The sequence below is a fragment of the Streptomyces sp. AC1-42W genome (genome assembly GCF_003248355.1).
GTDB lineage: Bacteria > Actinomycetota > Actinomycetes > Streptomycetales > Streptomycetaceae > Streptomyces.
The window spans coordinates 176,411-197,326 of sequence record NZ_QKWY01000003.1; the positions used below are offsets into that span (position 1 = coordinate 176,411).

19 protein-coding genes and 1 pseudogene are annotated in these 20,916 nt (G+C 73.8%); 2 read left to right on the forward strand and 18 right to left on the reverse strand.

Translation table 11 applies throughout. The annotated features are described in order from the left end of the window. Positions 1–79: 79 nt before the first annotated feature. The 4 genes from DNK56_RS33700 to DNK56_RS33715 form a co-directional block, all read right to left on the reverse strand. Positions 80–1,036, reverse strand: a complete 957-nt coding sequence (locus DNK56_RS33700; RefSeq protein ID WP_111339945.1) for an aromatase/cyclase — start codon at positions 1,034–1,036, stop codon at positions 80–82. Positions 1,037–1,098: 62 nt separating this feature from the next. After that, entirely contained in the window at positions 1,099–1,893 is a 795-nt protein-coding gene (locus DNK56_RS33705) for an SDR family NAD(P)-dependent oxidoreductase (protein WP_111339861.1), read from the reverse strand. Continuing rightward, complete coding sequence (locus DNK56_RS33710; RefSeq protein ID WP_111339862.1) at positions 1,890–3,593, reverse strand: FAD-dependent oxidoreductase; 1,704 nt, start codon at positions 3,591–3,593, stop codon at positions 1,890–1,892. Before DNK56_RS33710 ends, DNK56_RS33705 begins: the two co-directional genes overlap by 4 nt. Positions 3,594–3,629: 36 nt before the next feature. Next, the gene (locus DNK56_RS33715) at positions 3,630–5,204 is read right to left on the reverse strand and encodes a class I adenylate-forming enzyme family protein (RefSeq protein WP_111339863.1); all 1,575 of its coding nucleotides are present in this window, start codon (positions 5,202–5,204) and stop codon (positions 3,630–3,632) included. A gap of 189 nt (positions 5,205–5,393) precedes the next feature. Here DNK56_RS33715 and DNK56_RS33720 point away from each other — a divergent pair, with 189 nt between their 5' ends. Then, positions 5,394–5,882 carry a nuclear transport factor 2 family protein gene (locus DNK56_RS33720; protein ID WP_111339864.1) on the forward strand — a complete coding sequence of 163 codons (489 nt, stop codon included), beginning with the start codon at positions 5,394–5,396 and terminating at the stop codon, positions 5,880–5,882. 5 nt (positions 5,883–5,887) lie between these two features. Here the strand turns inward: DNK56_RS33720 and DNK56_RS33725 are convergent, their stop codons facing one another. The 6 genes from DNK56_RS33725 to DNK56_RS33750 form a co-directional block, all read right to left on the reverse strand. Further along, positions 5,888–6,787, reverse strand: a complete 900-nt coding sequence (locus DNK56_RS33725) for an MBL fold metallo-hydrolase (protein WP_111339865.1) — start codon at positions 6,785–6,787, stop codon at positions 5,888–5,890. Beyond that, positions 6,788–7,051, reverse strand: coding sequence for an acyl carrier protein (locus DNK56_RS33730; RefSeq protein WP_111339866.1), 264 nt, complete (start codon positions 7,049–7,051; stop codon positions 6,788–6,790). Between the two features lie 91 nt (positions 7,052–7,142). Beyond that, positions 7,143–8,399 carry a beta-ketoacyl synthase N-terminal-like domain-containing protein gene (locus DNK56_RS33735; RefSeq protein WP_111339867.1) on the reverse strand — a complete coding sequence of 419 codons (1,257 nt, stop codon included), beginning with the start codon at positions 8,397–8,399 and terminating at the stop codon, positions 7,143–7,145. Beyond that, positions 8,396–9,661 (reverse strand): beta-ketoacyl-[acyl-carrier-protein] synthase family protein, encoded by a 1,266-nt coding sequence (locus DNK56_RS33740; protein WP_111339868.1) that lies wholly within the window; start codon positions 9,659–9,661, stop codon positions 8,396–8,398. Before DNK56_RS33740 ends, DNK56_RS33735 begins: the two co-directional genes overlap by 4 nt. After that, complete coding sequence (locus DNK56_RS33745; RefSeq protein ID WP_111339869.1) at positions 9,658–10,413, reverse strand: thioesterase II family protein; 756 nt, start codon at positions 10,411–10,413, stop codon at positions 9,658–9,660. The genes DNK56_RS33740 and DNK56_RS33745 overlap by 4 nt, the downstream gene beginning before the upstream one ends. Before the next feature lie 94 nt (positions 10,414–10,507). After that, positions 10,508–11,329: an AfsR/SARP family transcriptional regulator gene (locus tag DNK56_RS33750; protein WP_111339870.1), complete on the reverse strand. Its 822-nt coding sequence runs from the start codon at positions 11,327–11,329 to the stop codon at positions 10,508–10,510. A gap of 303 nt (positions 11,330–11,632) precedes the next feature. Between DNK56_RS33750 and DNK56_RS33755 the strand changes: the two genes are divergently transcribed. Further along, the gene (locus DNK56_RS33755) at positions 11,633–12,604 is read left to right on the forward strand and encodes an AfsR/SARP family transcriptional regulator (protein WP_111339871.1); all 972 of its coding nucleotides are present in this window, start codon (positions 11,633–11,635) and stop codon (positions 12,602–12,604) included. Here the strand turns inward: DNK56_RS33755 and DNK56_RS33760 are convergent. The 8 genes and pseudogenes from DNK56_RS33760 to DNK56_RS33795 form a co-directional block, all read right to left on the reverse strand. Continuing rightward, on the reverse strand, positions 12,586–13,107 hold the full coding sequence (locus DNK56_RS33760) for an acyl carrier protein (protein WP_111339872.1): 522 nt from the start codon (positions 13,105–13,107) through the stop codon (positions 12,586–12,588). The genes DNK56_RS33755 and DNK56_RS33760 overlap by 19 nt on opposite strands. Before the next feature lies 1 nt (position 13,108). Then, positions 13,109–13,753, reverse strand: a complete 645-nt coding sequence (locus DNK56_RS33765; protein WP_111339873.1) for a ScbR family autoregulator-binding transcription factor — start codon at positions 13,751–13,753, stop codon at positions 13,109–13,111. Positions 13,754–13,785: 32 nt separating this feature from the next. Continuing rightward, a pseudogene (locus DNK56_RS33770) lies at positions 13,786–14,615 on the reverse strand (AfsR/SARP family transcriptional regulator). A gap of 108 nt (positions 14,616–14,723) precedes the next feature. Further along, positions 14,724–16,310 carry an acyl-CoA carboxylase subunit beta gene (locus DNK56_RS33775; protein ID WP_111339946.1) on the reverse strand — a complete coding sequence of 529 codons (1,587 nt, stop codon included), beginning with the start codon at positions 16,308–16,310 and terminating at the stop codon, positions 14,724–14,726. A gap of 10 nt (positions 16,311–16,320) precedes the next feature. Then, positions 16,321–16,548 (reverse strand): acyl-CoA carboxylase subunit epsilon, encoded by a 228-nt coding sequence (locus tag DNK56_RS33780; protein WP_111339874.1) that lies wholly within the window; start codon positions 16,546–16,548, stop codon positions 16,321–16,323. A 73-nt stretch (positions 16,549–16,621) separates the two neighbouring features. Continuing rightward, on the reverse strand, positions 16,622–18,634 hold the full coding sequence (locus tag DNK56_RS33785) for a condensation domain-containing protein (protein ID WP_199563948.1): 2,013 nt from the start codon (positions 18,632–18,634) through the stop codon (positions 16,622–16,624). Between the two features lie 59 nt (positions 18,635–18,693). Further along, positions 18,694–19,500, reverse strand: a complete 807-nt coding sequence (locus DNK56_RS33790) for an AfsR/SARP family transcriptional regulator (RefSeq protein ID WP_111339875.1) — start codon at positions 19,498–19,500, stop codon at positions 18,694–18,696. A 333-nt stretch (positions 19,501–19,833) separates the two neighbouring features. Further along, on the reverse strand, positions 19,834–20,418 hold the full coding sequence (locus DNK56_RS33795; protein ID WP_111339948.1) for a ScbR family autoregulator-binding transcription factor: 585 nt from the start codon (positions 20,416–20,418) through the stop codon (positions 19,834–19,836). Positions 20,419–20,916 lie beyond the last annotated feature (498 nt).

A 20,916-nucleotide genomic window follows, 5' to 3' on the forward strand; every position in this document is an offset into this window, starting at 1 on the left:
CCTGCGGGCGGCCGCTCGCGACGCGGTGGAGAACGGCTCGGGAACCGCTCCACGGACGGTCCGAACGGTCAGCGCCCCGTCACAGCATGCGGATCGCGGTCTCCGCGTGCCGCTTCGCCAGGTTGAGCGTGGCCGTGGAATTGCGGCCCAGCGCCTCACGTACGTAACGGCGGGCCTGGGGCAGTCCGGCGCCCGCGCCAAGGACCTGTTCGACGGCGGTCTCGCGGAGGACGACGGTGTGCTGGGAGACGACGGTGACGCCGGTCGCGTCGGGCACCACGGACCACTCGCCGGTGTGCGCCTCCATCAGGGCGGGGGTGGCGGTCTGCTTGTAGACGATGCGCCCGGCGTGCGGGAAGCAGATGCGGACGGACTCGGTGGTGTGCGTACCGCCGTCGGCGGTAACGGTGTCCATCGCCATGATCTGGACACCGGGGGCGGGTTCGGTGAAGTCGAGGCGCGAGACGTGCGGGACCAGCTCGGGCCAGTCGCCGATGCGGTACAGGAAGTCGTAGACCAGCTCGGCGGGGCCGTGGACGCGCACCGAGTCCTCGAAGGACAGGACGAGGTCGTCCAGCAGGGTCCAGCGCTCCGCGATCCCCTTCAGACTTGCCAGCTCCGCCCGGGAGTTGGTGTCGCACGCGGTCTCGACCCAGGCCACATCGCCGGGGCGGTCCCCGGCGACGGTGAAGTCGTGCAGCAGGACCAGCCGGGTCCCGCCGCCGGGGCGCTCCTCGACGATCCAGGTGCCCTTCATGGTCTCGACCGGGGCCTGCGGCCGGGTCTGCCGGAAGGTGATGCGGCGCGCCGCCGGGTCCTGGGTGCGCTCGGAGAGCCAGGACCGCACGTCGCCGTTGGCGGTCGCCCACATGCGCAGCCGCTCGTCGCGGCCGTCGAATTCCAGGCGTTCCACGTGCACGTTGGGCGGGAAGAACAGCGGCCAGCGCTCGGCGTCCGCGATCAGCCCGTAGACGACGCCCGGCTGGGCGTCCACGTCGACACTGTGCCTCGTCCGGTGCACACGTACGTCCGACACCACACACCTCTTTCTCGGTTGTTCGTGGACCCCGCCCGCGTGGCGCGGGCGGTCCGGGAGGGTCAGACAGGCCCCAGGCCGCCGCAGACGTTGAGGGCCTGCGCCGTAATGGAGGCCGCGGGCCCGGACGCCAGGTAGCCGACCAGGGCCGCGACCTCCTCCGGGGTGGAGTAGCGCCCGAGGGGGATCTTCGCCTCGAACCGGGTGAGGACGTCCTCGTCGGTGGTGTCCCAGGCGGCGGCGTACCCCGCGCGCACCCGCTGGGCCATCGCGGTCTCGACATAGCCGGGGCAGACGGCGTTGACGGTGACCCCGGCCGGCGCCAGTTCGCGGCCGAGCGCCTTGGTGAAGCCGACGACGCCGTGCTTGGAGGCGCTGTACGGGGCGCCGAGCAGGACGCCCTGCTTTCCGGCGGTGGAGGCGATGTTGATGATCCGCCCCCGGGTCGCGGCGTCCTGGAGCCCGCCGTTCGCCAGGGCCTCTCGGGTCACCAGGAACACGCTGTTGAGGTTGGTGTCGATGACGTCGTACCAGAGCTCGTCGGTCAGCTCGGCGGTCACCCCGCCGCCGCTGCGCCCGGCGTTGTTGACGAGGACGGTGAGCGGCCCGTACGCGGTGACGGCGGCGCGCACCAGGGCGGCGACGTCCTCGCGGGACCGCACGTCGGCGGCCTGCCCGGACACGTCGAGGCCCTCGTCGCGCAGCGCGTCGACGGTCTCCTTGACGGCCGCGTCCGTACGGGCGCACAGGAAGACGCGGTGTCCGGCGCGGCCGAGCGTACGGACCACTTCCAGCCCGATGCCGCTCGTCCCGCCGGTCACCAGGGCGACGGGACGGGTCTCGGAGGTGGCGGTCATGAGCGGTGCTCCTTCGTGGTGGCCGGGTGTACGGGGACGGCGCGCGGCTCCACACGGGCCGGCAGCGCGAGCGGGGCGGACGGCCCGACGGGCGCGAGGGCCCGGTCGAGCGCGGTCCGGCTGAGCACGGGGCCGCGCGCGGCGACGTATCCGTCGGGACGCACCAGGAGCCAGGAGCCGGGACGCAGGCCGAGCGCGGTGCGCAGCGCGGCGCCGGGGTCGGCGAGCGGTGCGGGACCCTCGGACCCGTCGGTGCGGCCGCCGAGGGTGCGTACGGAGAGCCATTCGCCGTACTGGGCGGCCGCGGTGACGGCGACGCCCACGGGCACGTCACCGGGTCCGGTGCCGCCCGCGCCGAGGAGCAGGCTCCAGCGCACGTCCCGCAGCTCGCGCGCGAACGCCTCGCGCACGGTGGGCTCCAGGCCGTCCAGCGCGACGGCCCGGGCGCGGCCGCCCGGGGCGGGCCCGGTGGCGGCGGTCCCCGGGGTGGTGAGCGGGGATGCGCCGTAGCCGATGCGCAGCCCGGACATCCCGCCGAGGACCTTGCGCTGAATGGCGCGGCGCAGCGGGGTGACGTTGCGGACGACGGTGAAGACGACGGGCAGCACGGCCGCGGCGAGCAGGTTCTTCAGCTGCACGAGGACGGTGGCGGTGCGGGTGGAGTCGAGCAGGGCGGCGCCGATGGGTACGCGCTCGGCGCCGTAGCTGTCGAGCAACCGGTCCGCCGCGTGGCCCTGTTCGACCTGGGCGAGCTTCCAGGCCAGGTTGTACGCCTCCTGGATGCCGGTGTTCATGCCCTGGCCCGAGGCGGGGCTGTGCACATGGGCGGCGTCGCCCGCGACGAAGACCCGGCCCTCGCGCATCCGGTCGACCCGGCGCTGCTGGAACGTGAAGACGGACGTCCACTCGCTGGGCCCGACGGTGACCTGACGGCCCAGGCCCTTGGACAGCTTCGCGCCGAGGCGTTCCTCGGCACCGGCGGGGTCGCGGTCCGGCACGGTGTCCAGGAGGCGCCAGTGCCCCTCGCGCGCGTACGGCACCATCATCAGGGCCTGTCCGCCGGTGTGCGCCCAGTAGATGGTGTCGGGCGGCAGGTCCATCGTGACGGGCACGTCGGCGAGCATCCATGTCTCGCTGCTGGTGCCGGCGAGTTCCAGGCCGAGGAGCTTGCGGACTGTGCTGTGGCCGCCGTCGCACCCGATCAGCCAGGAGGCGTCCGCGGTGCTCCGGGCGCCGTCCGCGTCCTCCAGCGTCACCCGCACCCCGTCCGGGCGCTGGTCGAGGCCGGTGAGCCGCACGCCCCATTCGATGTCGACGCCGAGCCGGGCCACCGCCTCGCGCAGCACGGCCTCCGTTTCGGTCTGGCCGATGATCAGCGTGAAGGGGTACGCGGTGGGCATCGACGCGTAGTCGGCCTGGAGGCGGACCAGGCGGCGGCCCTCGGCGTACATGGTGAAGGCGGCGTTCCGGCGGCCCCGGGTGAGCATGGCGTCCACGACGCCCATCTGGTCGTACGTCTCCAGGGTGCGCGGGTGCGTGGCGACGGCGCGGCTGGTGCGCGCGGGGCCGGGGGCCGCGTCGATCAGGCGGACGCGCAGGCCGCGGCGGGCCAGTTCATGGGCGGCGGCCAGGCCGACGGGGCCGGCGCCCGCGATCAGCACCTGCGGCGGGGCGGCCGGTTCCGTGCCGGAGTTCACCATGGTCGGTCTCCTGGGTCGGGGCGGACGGTCGGGCGGTCACAGCGCGGCGCTCGCCCGCAGCTTCTGCCGCACGGCACGCCGCTGCGGCTTCCCGGTGGGCGTGCGCGGCACGGTGTCGATCGCCTCGGCGAAGCGGATCCGCTCGAAGCAGCCGAGGCGGTCGTTGGCGCGCTCGGTGATGGCGTCCAGCACGTCGAGGACGCCGTGGCCGTACGGGTCGCCGCCCGTCCCGGCGTCCTCGCGCAGCACGATCCCGGCCCAGACCAGGGCCCCGTGCTCGGGGTCTGGCCAGTCCGCGACCAGGCAGTCGGCGACCCGGGGGTCGTCGGCGAGTATCCGCTCGATGCGGCTGGGCGAGACGATCTCGTTGTCGTACTTGAAGACGTCGGCGAGCCGGTCGACCAGGGTCAGATTGCCCTCGTCGTCCAGACGGCCGACGTCCCCGGTGGCGAAGAAGCCGTCCGCGTCGACCCGAGCGGGGTGCTCCTCGTCCAGGTAACCGGCCATCAGCTGCGGCCCGCGCACCAGGACCTCGCCGGCCGACCAGGGGCCGAGCGGGCGCCGGGTCGTCAGGTCCACGATGCGGCACTCGGTGCCCGCGACGACGGAGCCGACGGTACCGGGGCGGTGGCGGCCGGGCCGCTGGCTGTGCGTGAGCGGGGACAGCTCGGCCATGCCGTAGCCCTGGATGACGGGCACGCCGAGCCGTTCCTCCAGGACCCGCGCCGCCTGCGGGCGCAGCGCCGATCCGCCGGACAGCACGGCGGTCAGCCGCAGCCCGTCCGGCGTGCCGCCCGCCGCCAGGCGCTCGTCGGCGGCCAGGGCGTGCAGCCGGGCGGGCAGCCCGTAGTAGTGCGTGGCTCCCGCGTCGGCGGCGGCGGTGAGCGAGGCGTAGGGGTCGGGGTCCTGGCAGAGGACCTGGCACGCGCCCGCGTACAGGGCCGAGTTCAGGTGCATGACGTGGTAGAGCGGCAGGTGGTTGAGGGTCACCGAAGCGCCGGTCAGGCCGTGCGCTTCGGCGGTCTGCCAGGCGTTGGCGACGACGTTGCGATGGGTCAGCAGGACCCCCTTGGGGGCACCGGTGGTCCCGGTGGTGAACTGCACGCACGCCACCTCGTCCGGCGATGCGGCGGGCCCGGCGTACGGCCGCGCCCCGGCGATCAGCTCGTGCAGGGGGACGGTGCCTGCGGGGGCCTGCCCGTCCATGACCACGACGGTGCGCAGGGCGGGCAGCCCGGGCGCGATCCGTATCAGGGACGCGGCGGTGGCGGCGGGCGCGAGGACGATGCCGGCGCCCGAGGTGCCGAGCACATGGCGCAGCCCCTCCGGCGGGAGCAGCGGGTTGACCAGCACGACGGTGGCCCCGGCCCGGATGACCCCGTGGTACGCGGCGGCGAATTCCGGGGTGAGGGTGTGGGTGACCCCGACCCGGGCGCCGCGGCCGGCGCCTGCGGCGGAGAGCCGGCCGGCGATCCGGTCGGCGTAGGCGTCGAGTTCGGCGAAGCGCAGCACGCAGGTCGCGGTGCGCACGGCGGTGCCGTCGGGGTCGCGGCGCGCGGCGCGCCGCAGCAGCCCGTCCACCGGGAGGTCGCTGTACGGGATGTCGCGCACCGGGGTCCCCTTCCTCGTACACCGGCGGCCTTTACCTCCGGATTGCCTTCACCCTCCGCCGGCGCGCTTGAGGAATCTTTGAAGAGCGCTCGATCAGCACCACGGAAGCTGGGAGAGAACCACCCGAAGAACCGCCTACGAACCGCCGAAGAACCGCCCGAAGACCCTGCGGACGAGAAGGAAGACACGATGACGGCCGATACCACACACCTCACCGGACCCGCGCCGGACACCTCGGACTTCGGTTCGCTGTACGCCGAGGTGCAGCAGTTCTACGCCCACCAGATGCAGCTGTTCGACCGGCACGAGGCCGAGCGCTGGGCCGCCACCTTCACTGCGGACGCCGTGTTCAGCGTGCCCACGCTGGACAGCCCGGTGCACGGGCGCGCGGAGCTGGCCGCCAACGTGCACCGCAACCGGGCCCGGCAAGAGCGCGAGGGCGGGCAGCTGCGCCACTGGATCGGCATGCTCGACGTGGACGTCCTGCCCGGCGGCGTCCTGCACACCCGCGCCTACGCCCTGGTCTTCGCGACGCCCCGGGGCGGTGCGCCGGTGGTGTCGCGGTTCTGTGTGATGGCGGACGAACTGGTGCGCTGCCGGGGGCGGCTGCGGGTCCGCAGCCGCGTGGTGTCGCGGGACGACCTCACGGCCGGATATCCCGCCCCCGTGCTGGTGTAGGAGCGTCAGGCGCGGCAGACCGGCAGGCCGCCGTGGTACCGCGCCATCTCCTGGAACAGCGCCCCGATGTCGAGGGGCGCGCCCGGGCGGGCGCCGCGCTCCTCCGCGTACGCCCGGTGCAGATTGGGCACCAGGCGCTCGGAGTCCAGGAGCCCGGCATACGGTCCCGGCCCCGCCTCCCGGGCGAGGTCGTACGGGGTCAGGCCGGCGGCGACGCCCTCGCGGGCGAGTTCCTGGAGGCGGCGGAAGTACCCCGCGTCGGCGTCGAGGAGTTCCGGGCCGCCGACCGGGCCGTGCCCGGGGACGACCGTGAGCGGTTCCAGGGCGCGCAGCCCGGCGAGGGCGCGCAGGGAGCCGCTGACCGAGCCCATCGGGCAGAACGGGGTGACCCCGTTCATCACCACGTCACCGGCGAACAGGACGCGCGGCCCGGGCAGCCACACCACGGTGTCGCCGCAGGTGTGCGCGGGCCCCACGTGCAGGAGTTCGGCCCGCAGCTCTCCCACGTACAGGGTCATCCGCTCCTCGAACGTGACCTGCGGGACGACGACCTCCAGGTCCCCCCAGCGCACCTCGGGCCAGAGCCCCGTCAGATGCAGCCCCGCCGCGGCGGCCTCGTCCCGGGCCCGCGCATGGCCGACGACGACCGCCTCCGGGAAGACGCAGTTGCCGAAGGTGTGGTCGCCGTGGAAGTGCGTGTTGACCAGGTAGCGGGGCGGCCCGGGCGTCACCGCCAGGACCCGGGCGCGCAGGGCGCGGGCCCGGTCCAGGGTGGCGACGGTGTCGACCAGGGCGCTCTCGCCACCGTCGGTGAGCAGCCCGGAGTTGTTCAGGCACCAGCCGCCGTCGCCCTGGACATGGGCGTGGACACCGTCGGCGATCTCGGTGAGCCGGCCGTCCGGCATTCAGGCCACCGCCCGGGCGGCGAGCGCCCCGTTGACGAGGTCGAGGTACGCGCGCGGGGTCTGCGCCTCGTCCAGCGCCTCCTCGTCCAGCGCCACATCGTGGTCGCGCTCCACGATGCCGGTGACCTGAAGCAGGGCCAGCGAGTCGTAGCCCAGGTCGAGGAAAAGGGTGTCCTGGGCGGCCTCGTCCAGCGGCACGCCCTCGTCGCTGCCTGCGGCGGCGCGCAGCAGGGCGGCAAGGTCGGTCAGGTTCAGGCGGTCCACGGTGTTCCCCTCCCGGTACGGGTGATGCTCGGCGGTGTACGTACGGATGTGCCCGGTGGCGTACGCGGATGTGCTCGGAGGTGTACGGCGCTCACGCGCGGGGCGCGCGCACCACGGCCGCCGCGTTGAAGCCGCCCCGGCCCCGGGCGAGGACCAGTGCGTGCCGCAGCCGTGCCGGGCGGGGCACGCCGGTCACCAGGTCCAGCGGGCAGTCGTCGGCGAGCCGGCCGACCGGTGCGCCCGGCGGGACGACCTGGTCGCGCAGGGCGAGCAGGGCCGCCGCCAGATCGAGGGCGGACCCGCCCGAACCGAGGCGCCCGAACAGCGACTTCGGGGCCGTCACCGGCACCCCGTACGGGCCGAAGAGCGCGGTGAGCGCGGCGGCCTCGGCGCGGTCGGCGGCCCGGTCCCCGGCGGCGTCCGCGAAGACCACGTCCACGTCCGCCGCGTCGACCCGGGCGTCGGCGAGGGCGAGGCGTGCGGCGTCGAGCAGCCGGGGCGCGCCGCGTCCTGGCGCCGGGTCGAAGGTGGCGGCGCAGCCCTCGACGGTGCCGAGGACGCGCGCCCCCCTGGAGTGTGCGGTGTCGCTGTCCTCCACGACGAGCAGGGCGCCGCCCTCCCCGACGACGTGTCCGGAGGCGTCGGCGGAGAACGGCAGATAGGCGCCGGCCGGGTCGCGCCGGGTGCTCAGGCCCCCGGCGGCCAGCTGGGCGGTGAAGCCCCACGGGCACACCGTCGCGTCGAGGCCGCCGGTGAGGACGGCCCGGCCGCCCTTGCGCAGCTGGCGCCGGGCCTGGGCCATCGCGTCGAGGCCGCCCGCCTGCTCGGAGACGACGACACCGCTGGGGCCGCGCAGGCCGTGCCGGATGGAGATCTGCCCGGAGTTGGCGGCGTAGAACCAGGCGAAGGACTGGAAGGCGCCGACGTACCGGCTGCCCTTGCTCCACAGCTCCTGCAATTCGCGCTGGCCGAATTCGAAGCCGCCCGCGCCGTTCGCGGTGACGACGCCCATGCCGTACTCGGGCAGCGCCGACGGGTCGATGTCCGCGTCGCCGATGGCCTCGGCCGCCGCCGCGAGGGCGAGCCGGGTCACCCGGTCGGTCTGCGGCAGCAGCTTGGCCGGCACATGCGCCGCGTCCTCGAAGCCGGCGACCTCACCGGCGAGGACGGCCGGGTATCCGGAGGCGTCGAACCGGGTGACGGGGCCGATCGCGCGGTGCCCGCGCAGGACCGCCGACCACCAGGTCTCGGTGCCGACACCGCCGGGTGCGGCGATCCCGATCCCGGTGACGGCCGCGGTCGCGGTACGGGCGGGTGCGGGGGCGGTCGTCGGCGCCGGGGCGGTCATCGGCGTGCCTCCGTCCGGGGTGCGGTGAGCACCATCGCGCTCTGGAAGCCGCCAAATCCGCTGCCGACGCTGAGCACGGCGTCGGTGCGCTGCTCGCGGGCGACGAGCGGTACGTAGTCGAGGTCGCAGCTCGGGTCGGGCTCGTGCAGATTCGCGGTGGGCGGCACCGTGTCGTGCTCGATGGCCAGCGCGCACGCGGCGATCTCCAGGGAGCCGATCGCGCCGAGCGAGTGCCCGATCATCGACTTGATGGAGCTGACGGGCACCCGGTAGGCGTGCTCGCCCAGGCTCGCCTTGAAGGCGGCCGTCTCGTGCTTGTCGTTCTGCTTCGTGCCCGAGCCGTGCGCGTTGACGTAGTCCACGGCGGCCGGGTCGAGCCGCGCCTCGTCCAGGGCGGTCCGGACGGCCTCAGCCATCTCCCGCCCGTCCAGGCGCAGTCCGGTCATGTGATACGCGTTCGAGCGGCCGGCGAACCCCGCGATCTCCGCGTACACATGCGCCCCCCTGCGTACCGCGTGCGTGTACTCCTCCAGTACGAGTACGGCGCTGCCCTCGCCGAGTACGAAGCCGCCCCGGGTCCGGTCGAAGGGGCGTGAGGCGGTCTCCGGCTCGTCGTTGCGCGCGGAGGTGGCCCGGATCGCGTCGAAGGACGCCAGGGTGATCGGGGTGATCGGCGCCTCCGACGCCCCGGCCAGCATCACATCCGCGCTGCCCTCGCGGATGAGCTCCGCGGCGTGCCCGAGCGAGTCCAGGCCGGAGGTGCACCCGGTGGAGACGACGGCGACGGGGCCGAGCGCCCCGGCGTCCCGGGCGACCTCGGCGGCCACGGAGCTGGGCACGAGGTAGTCGCCGAGCCGTCGCTCCGCGCGGGCCGGGTCCAGCAGCCAGTGTTCGCCGCCCTCGCTGACATGCGCGTACACCTCGTCGAGCCCGCTGCTGCACCCGACCGCGGTGCCCAGCGAGACGCCGGTGCGCTCGCCCCCGGCCGCCGTGTCGAGGCCGCTGTCGGCGACGGCCTCGCGGGCGGCGGTAAGCGCGAACTGGGCGACCCGGTCCAGGCGATGGGCCTCCCCCGCGTCGAAGCCGTGCCGCGCGGGGTCGAAGTCGGCCTCGGCGGCGATCCGGGACCGGAACGACGTGGCGTCGAAGCGGGTGATGCGGCGGGTGGCGGTACGGCCCTCGGTCAGCAGCGACCAGAACGCGGCGGTACCAATGCCGCCCGGGGCGACCACCCCGATCCCGGTGATGACGACCCGCCTCATCGGACACCCGCCGGCTGCGGGGCGAGCCGGCGCACCACACGTGCGGCGCGGCCCACCAGACGGGGCAGGTCGTGGCCCCGCAGGAAGAAGTGGTCGCCGGGCACGGTGCGGGCGGCGAACGGGCCGGTGGTCCAGGCACGCCACCGCGCCATGGCCCCGGGCCGCGCCAGCGGGTCGCCTGCGCCGGCCACCGCGAGGACGGGGACCTTGAGCGGCCCGGCCGGCGAGGGTTCGCGGGCGGCCGTCCGCAGTTCGTGGGCGAGGACGAGGTCGTCGCGGAGCACCGGCAGCACGGCCTGGTGCCAGAAGTCGCCGGGCCGGGCGCGCGCGGGCAGGGCGTCGGCCTCGCCGAGCAGGCGCAGCAGCTCGTCGTCGCCCGCCCGGCACTGGTCGGCCAGGGCGGACAGCTGGTCGGGCGGCGGGCAGGCGCCGACGACGAGCAGCGCGGGCCCCGGCAGCCCCGCCTCGTGCAGGGCCCGGGTGACGCTGTACGCGACGAGGGCGCCGAGGCTGTGCCCGTACAGGATGTACGGGGCTTCGCCGCTCTCGCCGGTGAAGTGGGGCAGCTGGTCGGCGAGCAGGTCGGCGGGGCGGGTGAGGCGCGGCTCCGAGCGCCGGCGTTCCCGGCCGGGCAGCAGATGCGGCACGGTCTCGACACCGGGGCCAAGGCGCGGGCCCCAGCCGTAGAAGGCGGAGACGCCCGCTCCGGCGTGCGCGAAGCAGTGGAGCCGTACGGGCCGTTCGTCGGACATGGGCCGTCCTCTCGCATAGGAGTCCGGGCCCTCGGCCTGGGCCCTCCCCGACCGCAGCCTGGCAACTCCCACTCGAACGGCGCTGGACCTGCGCTCAGGCCGCGTACAGATCGAACGTGGACAGTCCGCGCGGCCCGCTGAGCACGTCGAGCGCCGGATCGACGGTGAGCATGGCCCGGTGCAGCCGCTGCATCTGCGGCGACGGCTCGACGCCCAGCTCCTCCACGAGGCGCAGCCTCAGCCTGCGGTAGACGTCGAGGGCGGTGGCCTGCCGGCCCGACCGGTAGAGGGCGACCATCGCCTGCGAGTGCAGCCCCTCGTGCTGGGGGTGACGCATGATCAGGTCGGTGAGCTCGGCCAGGACCTCGGTGTGCCGGCCGCAGCGCAGATCCGCGTCGATGCGCCGTTCGACGGTGACCAGGCGGGACTCCTCCAGCCTCATCACCTCGATGTCGAGGACGGGGCCCAGCCGTACGTCGACCAGCGCGGAACCCTGCCACATCCCGAGCGCCTCACCGAACAGCGAGGACGCCCGGACGTCCTCGCCCCGGTCGAAGGCGCCGCGCCCGGCCGTCACCAGCTCCTCGTAACGGTGCACGTCGACGGCGTCCGGCGGGACCTGGAGCAGATAGCCGCCGTGCCGGGTGGCCAGGACCTCCTTGGCGGCGCCGGGGGTGTCGGGTCCCATGGCGGTGCCGAGCCGGCGGCGCAGCTGGAGGATGTACGTCTGAAGGGTGGTCATGGCGCTCTGCGGCGAGTTGCTGCCCCAGATCTCTTCCATGAGGGTGGGCACGGGCACGACGCGGCCCGGGTGGAAGGCGAGCAGCGCGAGGAGCTGTCGCGGCTTGCCCGCGGTGGGCACGATCGACATCCCGTTGACCTCGGCGCTCAACGGACCCAGAACCTGTATTCGCACGGTGGCCTCCCCAAGGACCGGCCAGGGTGGGCCCGGCCGTGATCGCGTGCGCCGGCGCCTTCGCCCCGTGGCCGAAAGCCGTCGGCGCCAGGCACGCTAGCCCCGGGCACCCCGTGCGCCTCATTCTCTCGATCGGCGTTCGAGCAGCCTTCCAAGCAGGCATTGCGCCCGGATTGCGGCCCCGGAGCAGCCGCCTCAAGAACACGCGGACGACGGCTGGAGGGGCGCTCGGGCGGTCTCCCCCGGCCATCTGCCGGTCGTTACCGTCCATGCCGTGACCGGATTACGAGGGAGGGCCACCCGATGAGCGTCCTCACCACTCCGTGCCCGGAGGCGGCACGGGCCGCCGCGCCGAGCCCCGTGGAGTTCCGGCTGCTGGGCCCGGTCATGGTCCACGACGCCACCGGCGGCACGGACATCGTCCCGGCCGGCTCCAAGCAGCGGGCGCTGCTCGCCGCGTTCGTCACCCACGCCGGGGCGCTGCTCGACGTGGACCGGCTGGCGGCGGAGCTGTGGGACGGGGCGGACGGGACCCCTCCCGGAAACGCGGCGAACGCCCTTCAGGCCCATGTGGCCCGGCTGCGGCGGCTGCTGCCCGCACCCGGCGACTACGGCCATGTGTGGATCAGCACCCTGCCGACGGGCTATCTGCTCGACCTGGGCGGCGCCTCCACGGACGTCCAGCGCTTCACCCGGCGCTCGGCGGAGGGGCGGGCGGCCGTCACCGCCGCCCCGGCCCGGGCGGCGAAGATCCTGCACGGCGCCCTGGGGCTGTGGCGCGGCCCGGCGTTGCAGGACTGCCGCCGGGGGCCGGTGTGCGCGGCGGAGGCCGACCGGCTGGACGAGATGCGGCTCACCACGCTGGAGGCGCTGTACGAGGCGCGGCTGCGCTGCGAGCGGCACGGCGAGTGCGTCGGCGACCTGGAGCGGCTGACCGCCGACCATCCGCTGCGCGAGCGCTTCTACGACCTGCTCATGGTCGCCCTGTACCGCAGCGGCCGCCAGGCGGAGGCCATCGGCGTGTACGAGCGGGCCCGGCGCCGCCTGGTCGCCGCCCTCGGCATCGAACCGGGCCCGGCACTGCGCGGCCGCCTGGAGTCGGTGCTCACCCACTCCCCCGGCCTGGCCGCGCCCGTGGCCCCCGGTGTCCTGGACGAACTGGACCGGCTGCGCCGCCGGGTGGACGAGCTGGGCCGCCGGCAGCTGGAGCTGACCCGCCGGCTGAACGCGGCGACGGAGGGCGCTCAAACGGGCCCTCAGGCAGTGGCGAGGTGAGCGGCCAGCGCGGTCAGGTCCGGGTGGTCGTGGAGGACGACGGCCCGCTCCCGTAGCCCGTACAGCCGGTTGACCACCGTCATGAACTCCGCGCCTGCCCGGGCGTCGACGCCCAGATCGCTGAACGGGGTGCACGGGTCCAGATCCCATGGATCGCAGGCCAGGACCTGCGCCAGCTCCTCGCGCAGCTCGTCGGCGGAGGGCAGCAGCCGGCACGGCGGCGCGGCCGGGGCGGCGACCGGCGCGGGGGCCGACCCGCACCGCGCCTCCCGCGCCACATGCACGGCGAACGCCTCCAGACTGGGGTGGTCCAGGACGGCCGCGCCCTTGATGGCGGTGCCGAAGCGGGCGTTCACGGTCGCCACGAACTCCGTGCCGAGCAGCGAGTCCAGGCCGATCTCCGGAAACGGCTGCCAGGGGTGCAGGGTGCACGCGTCGCGGCGGGTGACGCCGGCCAGCAGGCCGGTCAGCGTGGCCAGGACATCGGCGGGGGCGGCGACCATGTCACGCGGCCCGCACGGCCTCGGCCCCGGGCCGGGGCACCGTGCGGTAGCCGCCGGTCCGCCCGGGGCCCACGAGCACCGGCAGCAGCAGCTGCCACAGCGCCCCGCCGTCCCCCGGCCGCGGCCCGGTCCAGGCGGTCTGCTCCGTACCGGGCGGCGCCACCCCGTACAACAGGGCGGCGAGCAGCGTCTCTCCGTCGGCGCCACGGGCGTCCGCGCTCAGTTCCCCGGCCGCGCCGGCCTCGGCCAGCAGCCGCCGGGCCTCGGCGAGCCATGCCCGGCGCAGCCCGCCGGTGCCGGCCGGACCGGCCACACCGTCGTCGGCCAGCCGGATCGCGGCCCGGGCGACCGGATCCTCGCACCGGGCCAGGATCAGCCAGTGCGTCAGATCGATGAGCTGCTGCACCGGCCCGTCGCCGGTGGTCCGCCGCCCGTCCAGGAACTCCCCGAGCAGGGTGTGGCCGTGCATCGCCACCGCGTCGGCCAGCGCCTCCTTCGACGGGAAGTGGAAGTACAGCGCGCCCTTGGTCACGCCCGCGGCCGCGGCGATCTGGCCGAGCGTGGCGCTCGCGTACCCGCTCCGGGTGAACAGCTCCGCCGCCGCGCCGACGAGCCGGCGCCGGGTGCGTTCCGACCTCTCCTGCATTCCGTCCTCCCAGGACCGTGGGACCCCTGCGTTCAGCCGACCCGGGTCAGCCGCTCGCCGGTGTCGGCGGCGGCCGTCCCGGGTGCGGGTGCGAACCCGGCCTTCAGGATGGAGCGCTGTAGTCGTTGCAGCCCTGCGGATGGCTCAAGCCCCAGCTCACCGACGAGCCTGGCCCGCAGCCGGTGGTAGGCGTCCAGCGCCTCGCTGCGCCGGCCCGAGCGGTGCAGGGCGACCATGTAGTGGGCGTGCAGGTTCTCGTGCGTGCGGTAGCGGCTGACCAGGACGGTGAGTTCGCTCAGCAGCTCGCGATGGCGGCCGAGGCGCAGATCGGCGTCGATGCGCTGGTCGAGGGCGCACAGCCAGGTCTCCTCCAGGCGCCGGAGCTCCATGTCCAGCCGCGGCCCCGTCCGTACGTCCACGAGGGCGGACCCGGTCCACAGCGCGAGCGCGTCCCGCAGTTCGCGCGCGGCGCGCGGGAAGTCGCCCGCGTCGCTCGTGCGGTAGCCGCAGCCGGCCAGCCGCTCGAACTCGCGGACGTCGACGGTGCCGCCCGAGGTGTCCAGCAGATGCCCGCCGGGGGGACCAGGACGTCCTTGGCGGTACGCGCCGAGGCGCCGCCCGGGGCGCGTTCCAGAGCCGCGGCGATGAGCTCGCGCACCTGCAACACGTACGTCTGCAAGGTGGTACGGGCGCTGCGCGGCGGGTTCCCGCCCCACAGCTCCTCGATCAGATCGGGTACGGAGACGACCCGTTCGGCGTGCACGGCCAGGAGCGCCAGTACCTGCCGGGCCTTCGGCGCCGTCGGGGTGACCGAGATCCCGCCCTCGGTGACGACCAGCGCGCCCAGTACTTCGATGTCCATGGTGCTCCCCCTTTTCACGCATGAGTCATCAGCGAAGCTGAAAACAGGGCGCGCGGTTTGTCAATACCAAACCGCGCGCCCTGTTTACCGGGGAGCTTCGGGAAGCCTCTACTGCGGGGGGTTGCCGTGCTTGCGGGACGGCAGGTCGGCGTGCTTGGTGCGGAGCATCGCGAGCGAGGCGATCAGGACCTCGCGCGTCCCGGCCGGGTCGATGACGTCATCCACGAGCCCCCGCTCGGCGGCGTAATAAGGGTGCATCAGCTCGGTCCTGTACTCCTTGACCATGCGGGCGCGCATCGCCTCGGGGTCCTCGGCCGCCGCGATCTGCCGCCGGAAGATGACGTTGGCGGCGCTCTCCGCGCCCATGACCGCGATCTCGTTGGTGGGCCAGGCGTACGTGAGGTCCGCACCGATCGACTGCGAGTCCATGACGATGTAGGCACCGCCGTACGCCTTGCGCAGGATCAGCGAGATACGGGGCACGGTGGCGTTGCAGTACGCGTACAGCAGCTTGGCGCCGTGCCGGATGATGCCGCCGTGCTCCTGGTCCACGCCGGGCAGGAAACCGGGCACATCGACCAGTGTGACCAGCGGGATGTTGAAGGCGTCGCAGAGCTGCACGAAGCGTGCGGCCTTCTCGGACGCCTCGATGTCCAGCACCCCGGCCAGCGTCTTCGGCTGGTTGGCGACGATGCCCACCACCTCGCCGCCCAGCCGGCCCAGCGCGCAGATGACGTTGCGCGCCCAGTGCTCGTGGACCTCCAGATACTCGCCGTCGTCCACCAGCTCCTCGATGACCTCCGCCATGTCGTACGGGCGGTTGCCGTCCACCGGCACCAGATCCAGCAGGGTGTCCGAGCGGCGGCCGGCCGGATCGGCGGTCGCTGCCACGGGCGGGTTCTCGCGGTTGTTCTGCGGCAGCAGGGACAGCAGGTAGCGGACCTCGGCGATGCAGGTCTCCTCGTCGTCGTACGCGAAGTGCGCGACGCCCGAGGTCTCGGCGTGGACGTCCGCGCCGCCCAGGCCGTTCTGGGTGATCTCCTCGCCGGTGACCGCCTTCACGACGTCCGGACCGGTGATGAACATCTGCGAGGTCTCACGGACCATGAACACGAAGTCCGTCAGAGCGGGGCTGTAGGCCGCGCCACCCGCACAAGGGCCGAGCATCACACTGATCTGCGGGATGACACCGGACGCCCTGGTGTTGCGCTGGAAGATACCGCCGTATCCGGCGAGCGCCGAAACACCCTCCTGAATACGGGCACCGGCACCGTCGTTCAGCGACACCAACGGCGCACCGGCCGAAATGGCCATGTCCATGACCTTGTGGATCTTCGTGGCGTGGGCCTCACCCAGCGCACCGCCGAAGATCCGGAAGTCATGGGCGTACACGAAGACCGTCCGGCCCTCCACCGTGCCCCAGCCGGTGACGACACCGTCGGTGTACGGCTTCTTCGCCTCCAGACCGAAACCCGTCGCCCGGTGGCGGCGGAGCTGTTCGACCTCGTGGAACGAGTCCGGGTCCAGGAGCAGCTCGATGCGCTCGCGCGCGGTCAGCTTGCCCTTGGCGTGCTGGGCCTCGGTCGCCCGGTCACTGGGTCCGTGCTCCGCCGCCGCGTGGATCTCGCGCAGTTCCGCCACGTGGCCGCGGAGTCCGGCCCGCCCCAGCAGTTCCGGGACGGGGGAAGTAGTCATCGACATGTCGTCAGGTCCCTTCCTGGAAGGCGTTGCCGCACTGTCGCCAGCTGCGCGGAGCGCGGTAGACGGGCTCCGGGGACCACCCCGGGACGCGCCCGGCCGGGGCCTCGTCCGGCCGCCCGCCGGCCTCCGCGCGCAGGGCGAGCAGCACCACCGTGAGCGCGGCAAGCTCCTCCTCTGTGGCCCGCCCGCGCTCGACGCGCAACGAGGACACCGCCGGTTCCGGACCGCCCATACCCCACCTCCAGTGTTTACGGCAGCATCGGCCGCCCCGCTGGAGCACCGCTCCGGCTCCACTGGAGAACCGCTCAACGGCTCCCCGCGCACGCGGACTTCAGCCCGGCCGCCAGCGCACCGGCGCAGCCGGAACCGCTGCCGACCCCCGTCATGACGACGGCCGCGACCATGCCCGCACCGGCCGCGCACGCCATCTCGTACGCGGCGGCGCCCCCCGGCCCGGCACCGCACAGCACCAGCCGCCCGGCCCCCACCGGCTCCCCGGCCCCCAGCAGCCCGGACAGCCCGGAGGCATCCCCCGGCCGCGCCGCCCGCAGGCTCACGATCCGTTCCAGGCCCCGGTGATGACGTACCAGGGCCTCGTACGCCCCCACCGGCACCCCCCGTGTCCGCACCAGCACGATCGTGTCGGCCGCCGGGTCCCCGGCGCGCAGCACCGCCACGTCGGGCCCCTCCGGCACGGGCGGCCGGGGCAGCACGCGGGGCACCTCGAAGCCCTGGAGGAGTTCGAGGAGATCGCCCACGGCGGACTGCGGATCGCGGTGGTCCGGCAACGACCTCAGCAGGCGTACGCAGTGCGAGAGCAGCGCGGACGCGTCCACGTCCCCCAGGCACCGGCGGTCGTGGCGCACTGTCAGGGAGAGCCCGCCGTCCGGGTCGTGCCGGGCGGCCAGGGTGAGCGGCAGTCCGGGGTGGGCGCTGATGCTGCGCGGGGCGTCCACCTCGACGTCCTGGGCGCGCAGCTCCGCCAGCAGCGCGGCGGACAGCTCGACCCGGTTGTCGAACACGATGCCGGTCTCGAAGAGTTCGGCGTCGGGGTTCCGGCCGGTCCAGACCCGGACCCGGTCGCCCGGCACCCAGGCGTGCACGGCCAGGTCCAGCGCGGCGTCGCGCGCCTGCGCGAGGAGACCGGTCACCGGCTCGGCGGGGTCGACGGTGACCGTCATCGGCAGCGGGTTGCCCAGCAGCCCCGGAATGCCCGCGGCACCCTCCATCGGGATGTCCCGGGCCGACAGGTGCACGCCGAAGCTGACCGGTACCGGTCCGGCCGCACCGGCCGCCCGGTACAGCAGCAGCGCCCACACGGCGTGCAGGGCGCTGGACTCCCCCGCCCCGCGCATCGCGGCCCAGGTGCGCAGCCGGGTGGTCTGGGGCGGCCGCAGCCGCCGGTGGACGCGTCCGATGCCCAGCGGACCGGCCGGGGACGCGTCGTCCTGGGCCCCGGGCGCGGCCGGCTCCGGGGGCGCGGTGGCCGTCGCCCAGTAGGCGCGGGCGCCCTCGGTCCGCTGCCGTGCCAGCCACTGGGCGTGGTCGCGCGCATCGGGGCGCCGCTCGCGTCCGGGCAGGGTGCCTCCGCGGGCGTAGGCCCGGTAGAACTCCCGCAGCAGCAGGTGGACGCCGCGTTCGTCGAGGAGCGCCCGGTGGTAGGTGAGCAGGACCCGGGTGGGGGCGTGGGTGCCGCCGGGGCGGGGCGGCCCGTCCATCAGGGTCACGCGCAGCAGGCCGGGGCGGTGCGGTGCGAAGCCGCGCAGCCGGTCGCGCTCGATCAGGTCGCTCCAGGAGACGGCGCCGTGTGCGAGGTGGGCGACGTCGATCGCGGCCCGGTCGTGCAGCATCAGGCGGGGCAGGTGCGTCCAGTCGAAGGCCGCCCGCAGCACGGACTCCCGGTCGGCGACGGACAGCCAGGCGGCGGTGAACCGGGCGAGATCGACCGGCCCGGTCCAGTTCCAGGCGACCTGGCCGACGTGCCCGCCCGCCGGTTCCTCGACGGCCGCGCGGATCAGGTCCTGCTGGTGTCCGGCCACCGCGACGGTGTCGCGCGCGCCGCCCACCAGCGCCAGGACGTCGGCGAACACCTCGGCGCCGGGCCGGGCGGAGCCGCCCTGCGAGGACTCGACGCGCAGCGTGAGGCGCCCGGCGCCGGACGCCTCCGCCGTCACCGTGTACGCGTGACGCCGGGTCACCCGGGCCGCCACCGCCTCGGCCAGGCCCGGGTCGAGGGGGCCGCACAGCTCCACCTCGACGGACGGGCCGGAGGCGGGCACGGGGGCGAGGACCACCGCGAGCACCGGATCGTCACTCATCGGGGCCCTGATCCCGCGTGCGCCGCATCACATGCCCTCCCTCAGCCGGTACGGCCTTCTCAGGCGAGCCGCACTCCGCCCGCCCCCGCGACGCCCTCGGGCCGGGCCATGAGAATGGAACGCTGCAACTTGGCCAGCGCGGGCGAGGGTTCGAGCCCGAGCGTGCGGACCAGCGTGGAGCGCAGCCGCTGATAGGCGTCCAGTGCCTCACCGCGCCGCCCGGAGCGGTAGAGGGCCAGCATGTACTGGCCGCACAGGCTCTCATGGGTCGAGTACCTGCTGAGCAGCACGGTGAGTTCGGAGAGCAGTTCGCGGTGGCGGCCGAGCCTGAGATCGGCCTCGATGCGCTGGTCCAGGGCGCACAGCCGGCTCTCCTCCAGCCGTTTGATCTGGGTGTCGAGGTACGGTCCGGTGTGGACGTCGGCGAGCGCCGGGCCGGTCCACAGGGCCAGCGCCTCGCGCAGCAGCCGCGCCCCCTCGGGGAAGTCCTCGGCGTCCATCGCCCGGTATCCCATGCCGGCCAGCCGCTCGAACTCCTGCACGTCGTGGCCGCCTTCGCCGCCCTTGAGTAAGTAGCCCCCGGGGACGGTGAGCAGGACGTCCTTGGCCGTACGGGTACCGTCGCCGTGCACTTCGAGCGCGGCGGTGATCAGTTCGCGCAGCTGGAGGATGTAGGTCTGGAGGGTGGGCCGGGCGCTGCGCGGCGGCTCGCTCCCCCACAGCTCCTCGATGAGGGTGCCGACCGGTACCACCTCGTCGGCGTGCAGCGCCAGCAGGGCGAGCACCTGCCTGGGTTTGGGCGCGGTCGGTGCGATCGAGGTGCCCTTTTCCCGCACGGCAAGCGTGCCGAGTACGTCGATGTCCACGCCGTCTCCCCGTCATCTCCCGGCTGCCTCGGACAGCCCGGAACTGTTGCTGACACACTGATTTAAAAACAGCGCAGGCGGTATGTCAATGCCCAACCAAACCACTCGCCACCCTGGTTCACAGCACCAGCGAGCCTTGAGAACGACCGCTCAAAAGGTGCTTAATGCATCAAAGTTGGGCATTCATGCAGGCGTTTCACCCTCGCCGGCCCGCCGGACGCGACTCCACAAGCAGACCACGCGGATTGTTTTCTTCGATCCGGGCGACCCGAGCCGGACGGACCGCGCACGGGCCCGCCGGGGCCTGTCCGGCGGATCGGGGTCGGGCAGACCCTAGTCCGCGCGGCTGAGCCTCGGGAGCGCGAACGACCACAGCTGGGACACCCGTTCCGCGGACCGCCAGTACGGGTCGGCCGCGCCGAGGGTCTCCAGCCCGAGCGTCGCCGCGACGATGACCACCGCCGCGCCCTCGGCCGAGACGTCCTCGGCCAGCTCCCCATTACTGCGCGCCTGCGCGAGGGCGTTGCGCACCCACTCGTACCACCAGTCGTGCAGCCTGGCCTCGCTCTTGCGGGAGGGGTCGCCACTCAGCCGGAAGCCCGCGCGCACGACCGGGTCGTCGACGACGGCGTCCATCAGCCGGCGGACAGCCGCGACGAGCCGCTGGAGCCAGCCGCCCTTGACGGCCTCCGCGCTCTCCTCGGTCAGCGCGAGGGCGGACTCGGCGGCGGCACTCTCCACGGCGGAGGCCAGGGCCTCCTTGTTGGGGAAGTGGAAGTGCAGGGCACCCGAACTCACCCCCGCCCGGCCGCTGATCGTCGGCAGCGTTGCCAACGCATACCCGTCGGCACCGAAGACCTCCGCGGCAGCCGAGATGAGAGCTTGACGTGTCACAGCCGCTCGCGCCTGCTTGACCATCATGCCCTCCTCCTGGCGGGGCGCGGGCCCGACGTACCGCCGTCCGATTCACCCTGGATTCTCCTGCTGACCCCTACTGACCCAAGTAAACCGCACGGCTGGTTGGTTTAGCACTGCGACGTGCAACGCCCCGGGCCCGGCTGATCATTTTGCCTCCGGGCGGGCGGCGTTGGGCGACCGGGCCGTGGAAGTAGTTGGTTTCTCCAGCCATCCTGTCCGTGGACTGGACCACTGCCCCTCAAAGGAAACCGCGTGAAAGGTTTTTTTCTACGAGCACCCCGAGGCTCGCGGTCGCGGTCCCGACGATCTACGTCACCTATGTACCGATTTACACCGTGACGGGAGAGGAAGTTACCGACCGGAAGCCTTGAAGTGGAATGGAATCTTCAAGCGAACCGGTCCGCACTTGGTAAATCCTTTACTTTTGGGCCGATTGAAAAAAACCGGTAGGTCCGTATCTTAAGTGGCGTCGCCGAACGCAGGTTTCAAGATGGGGGC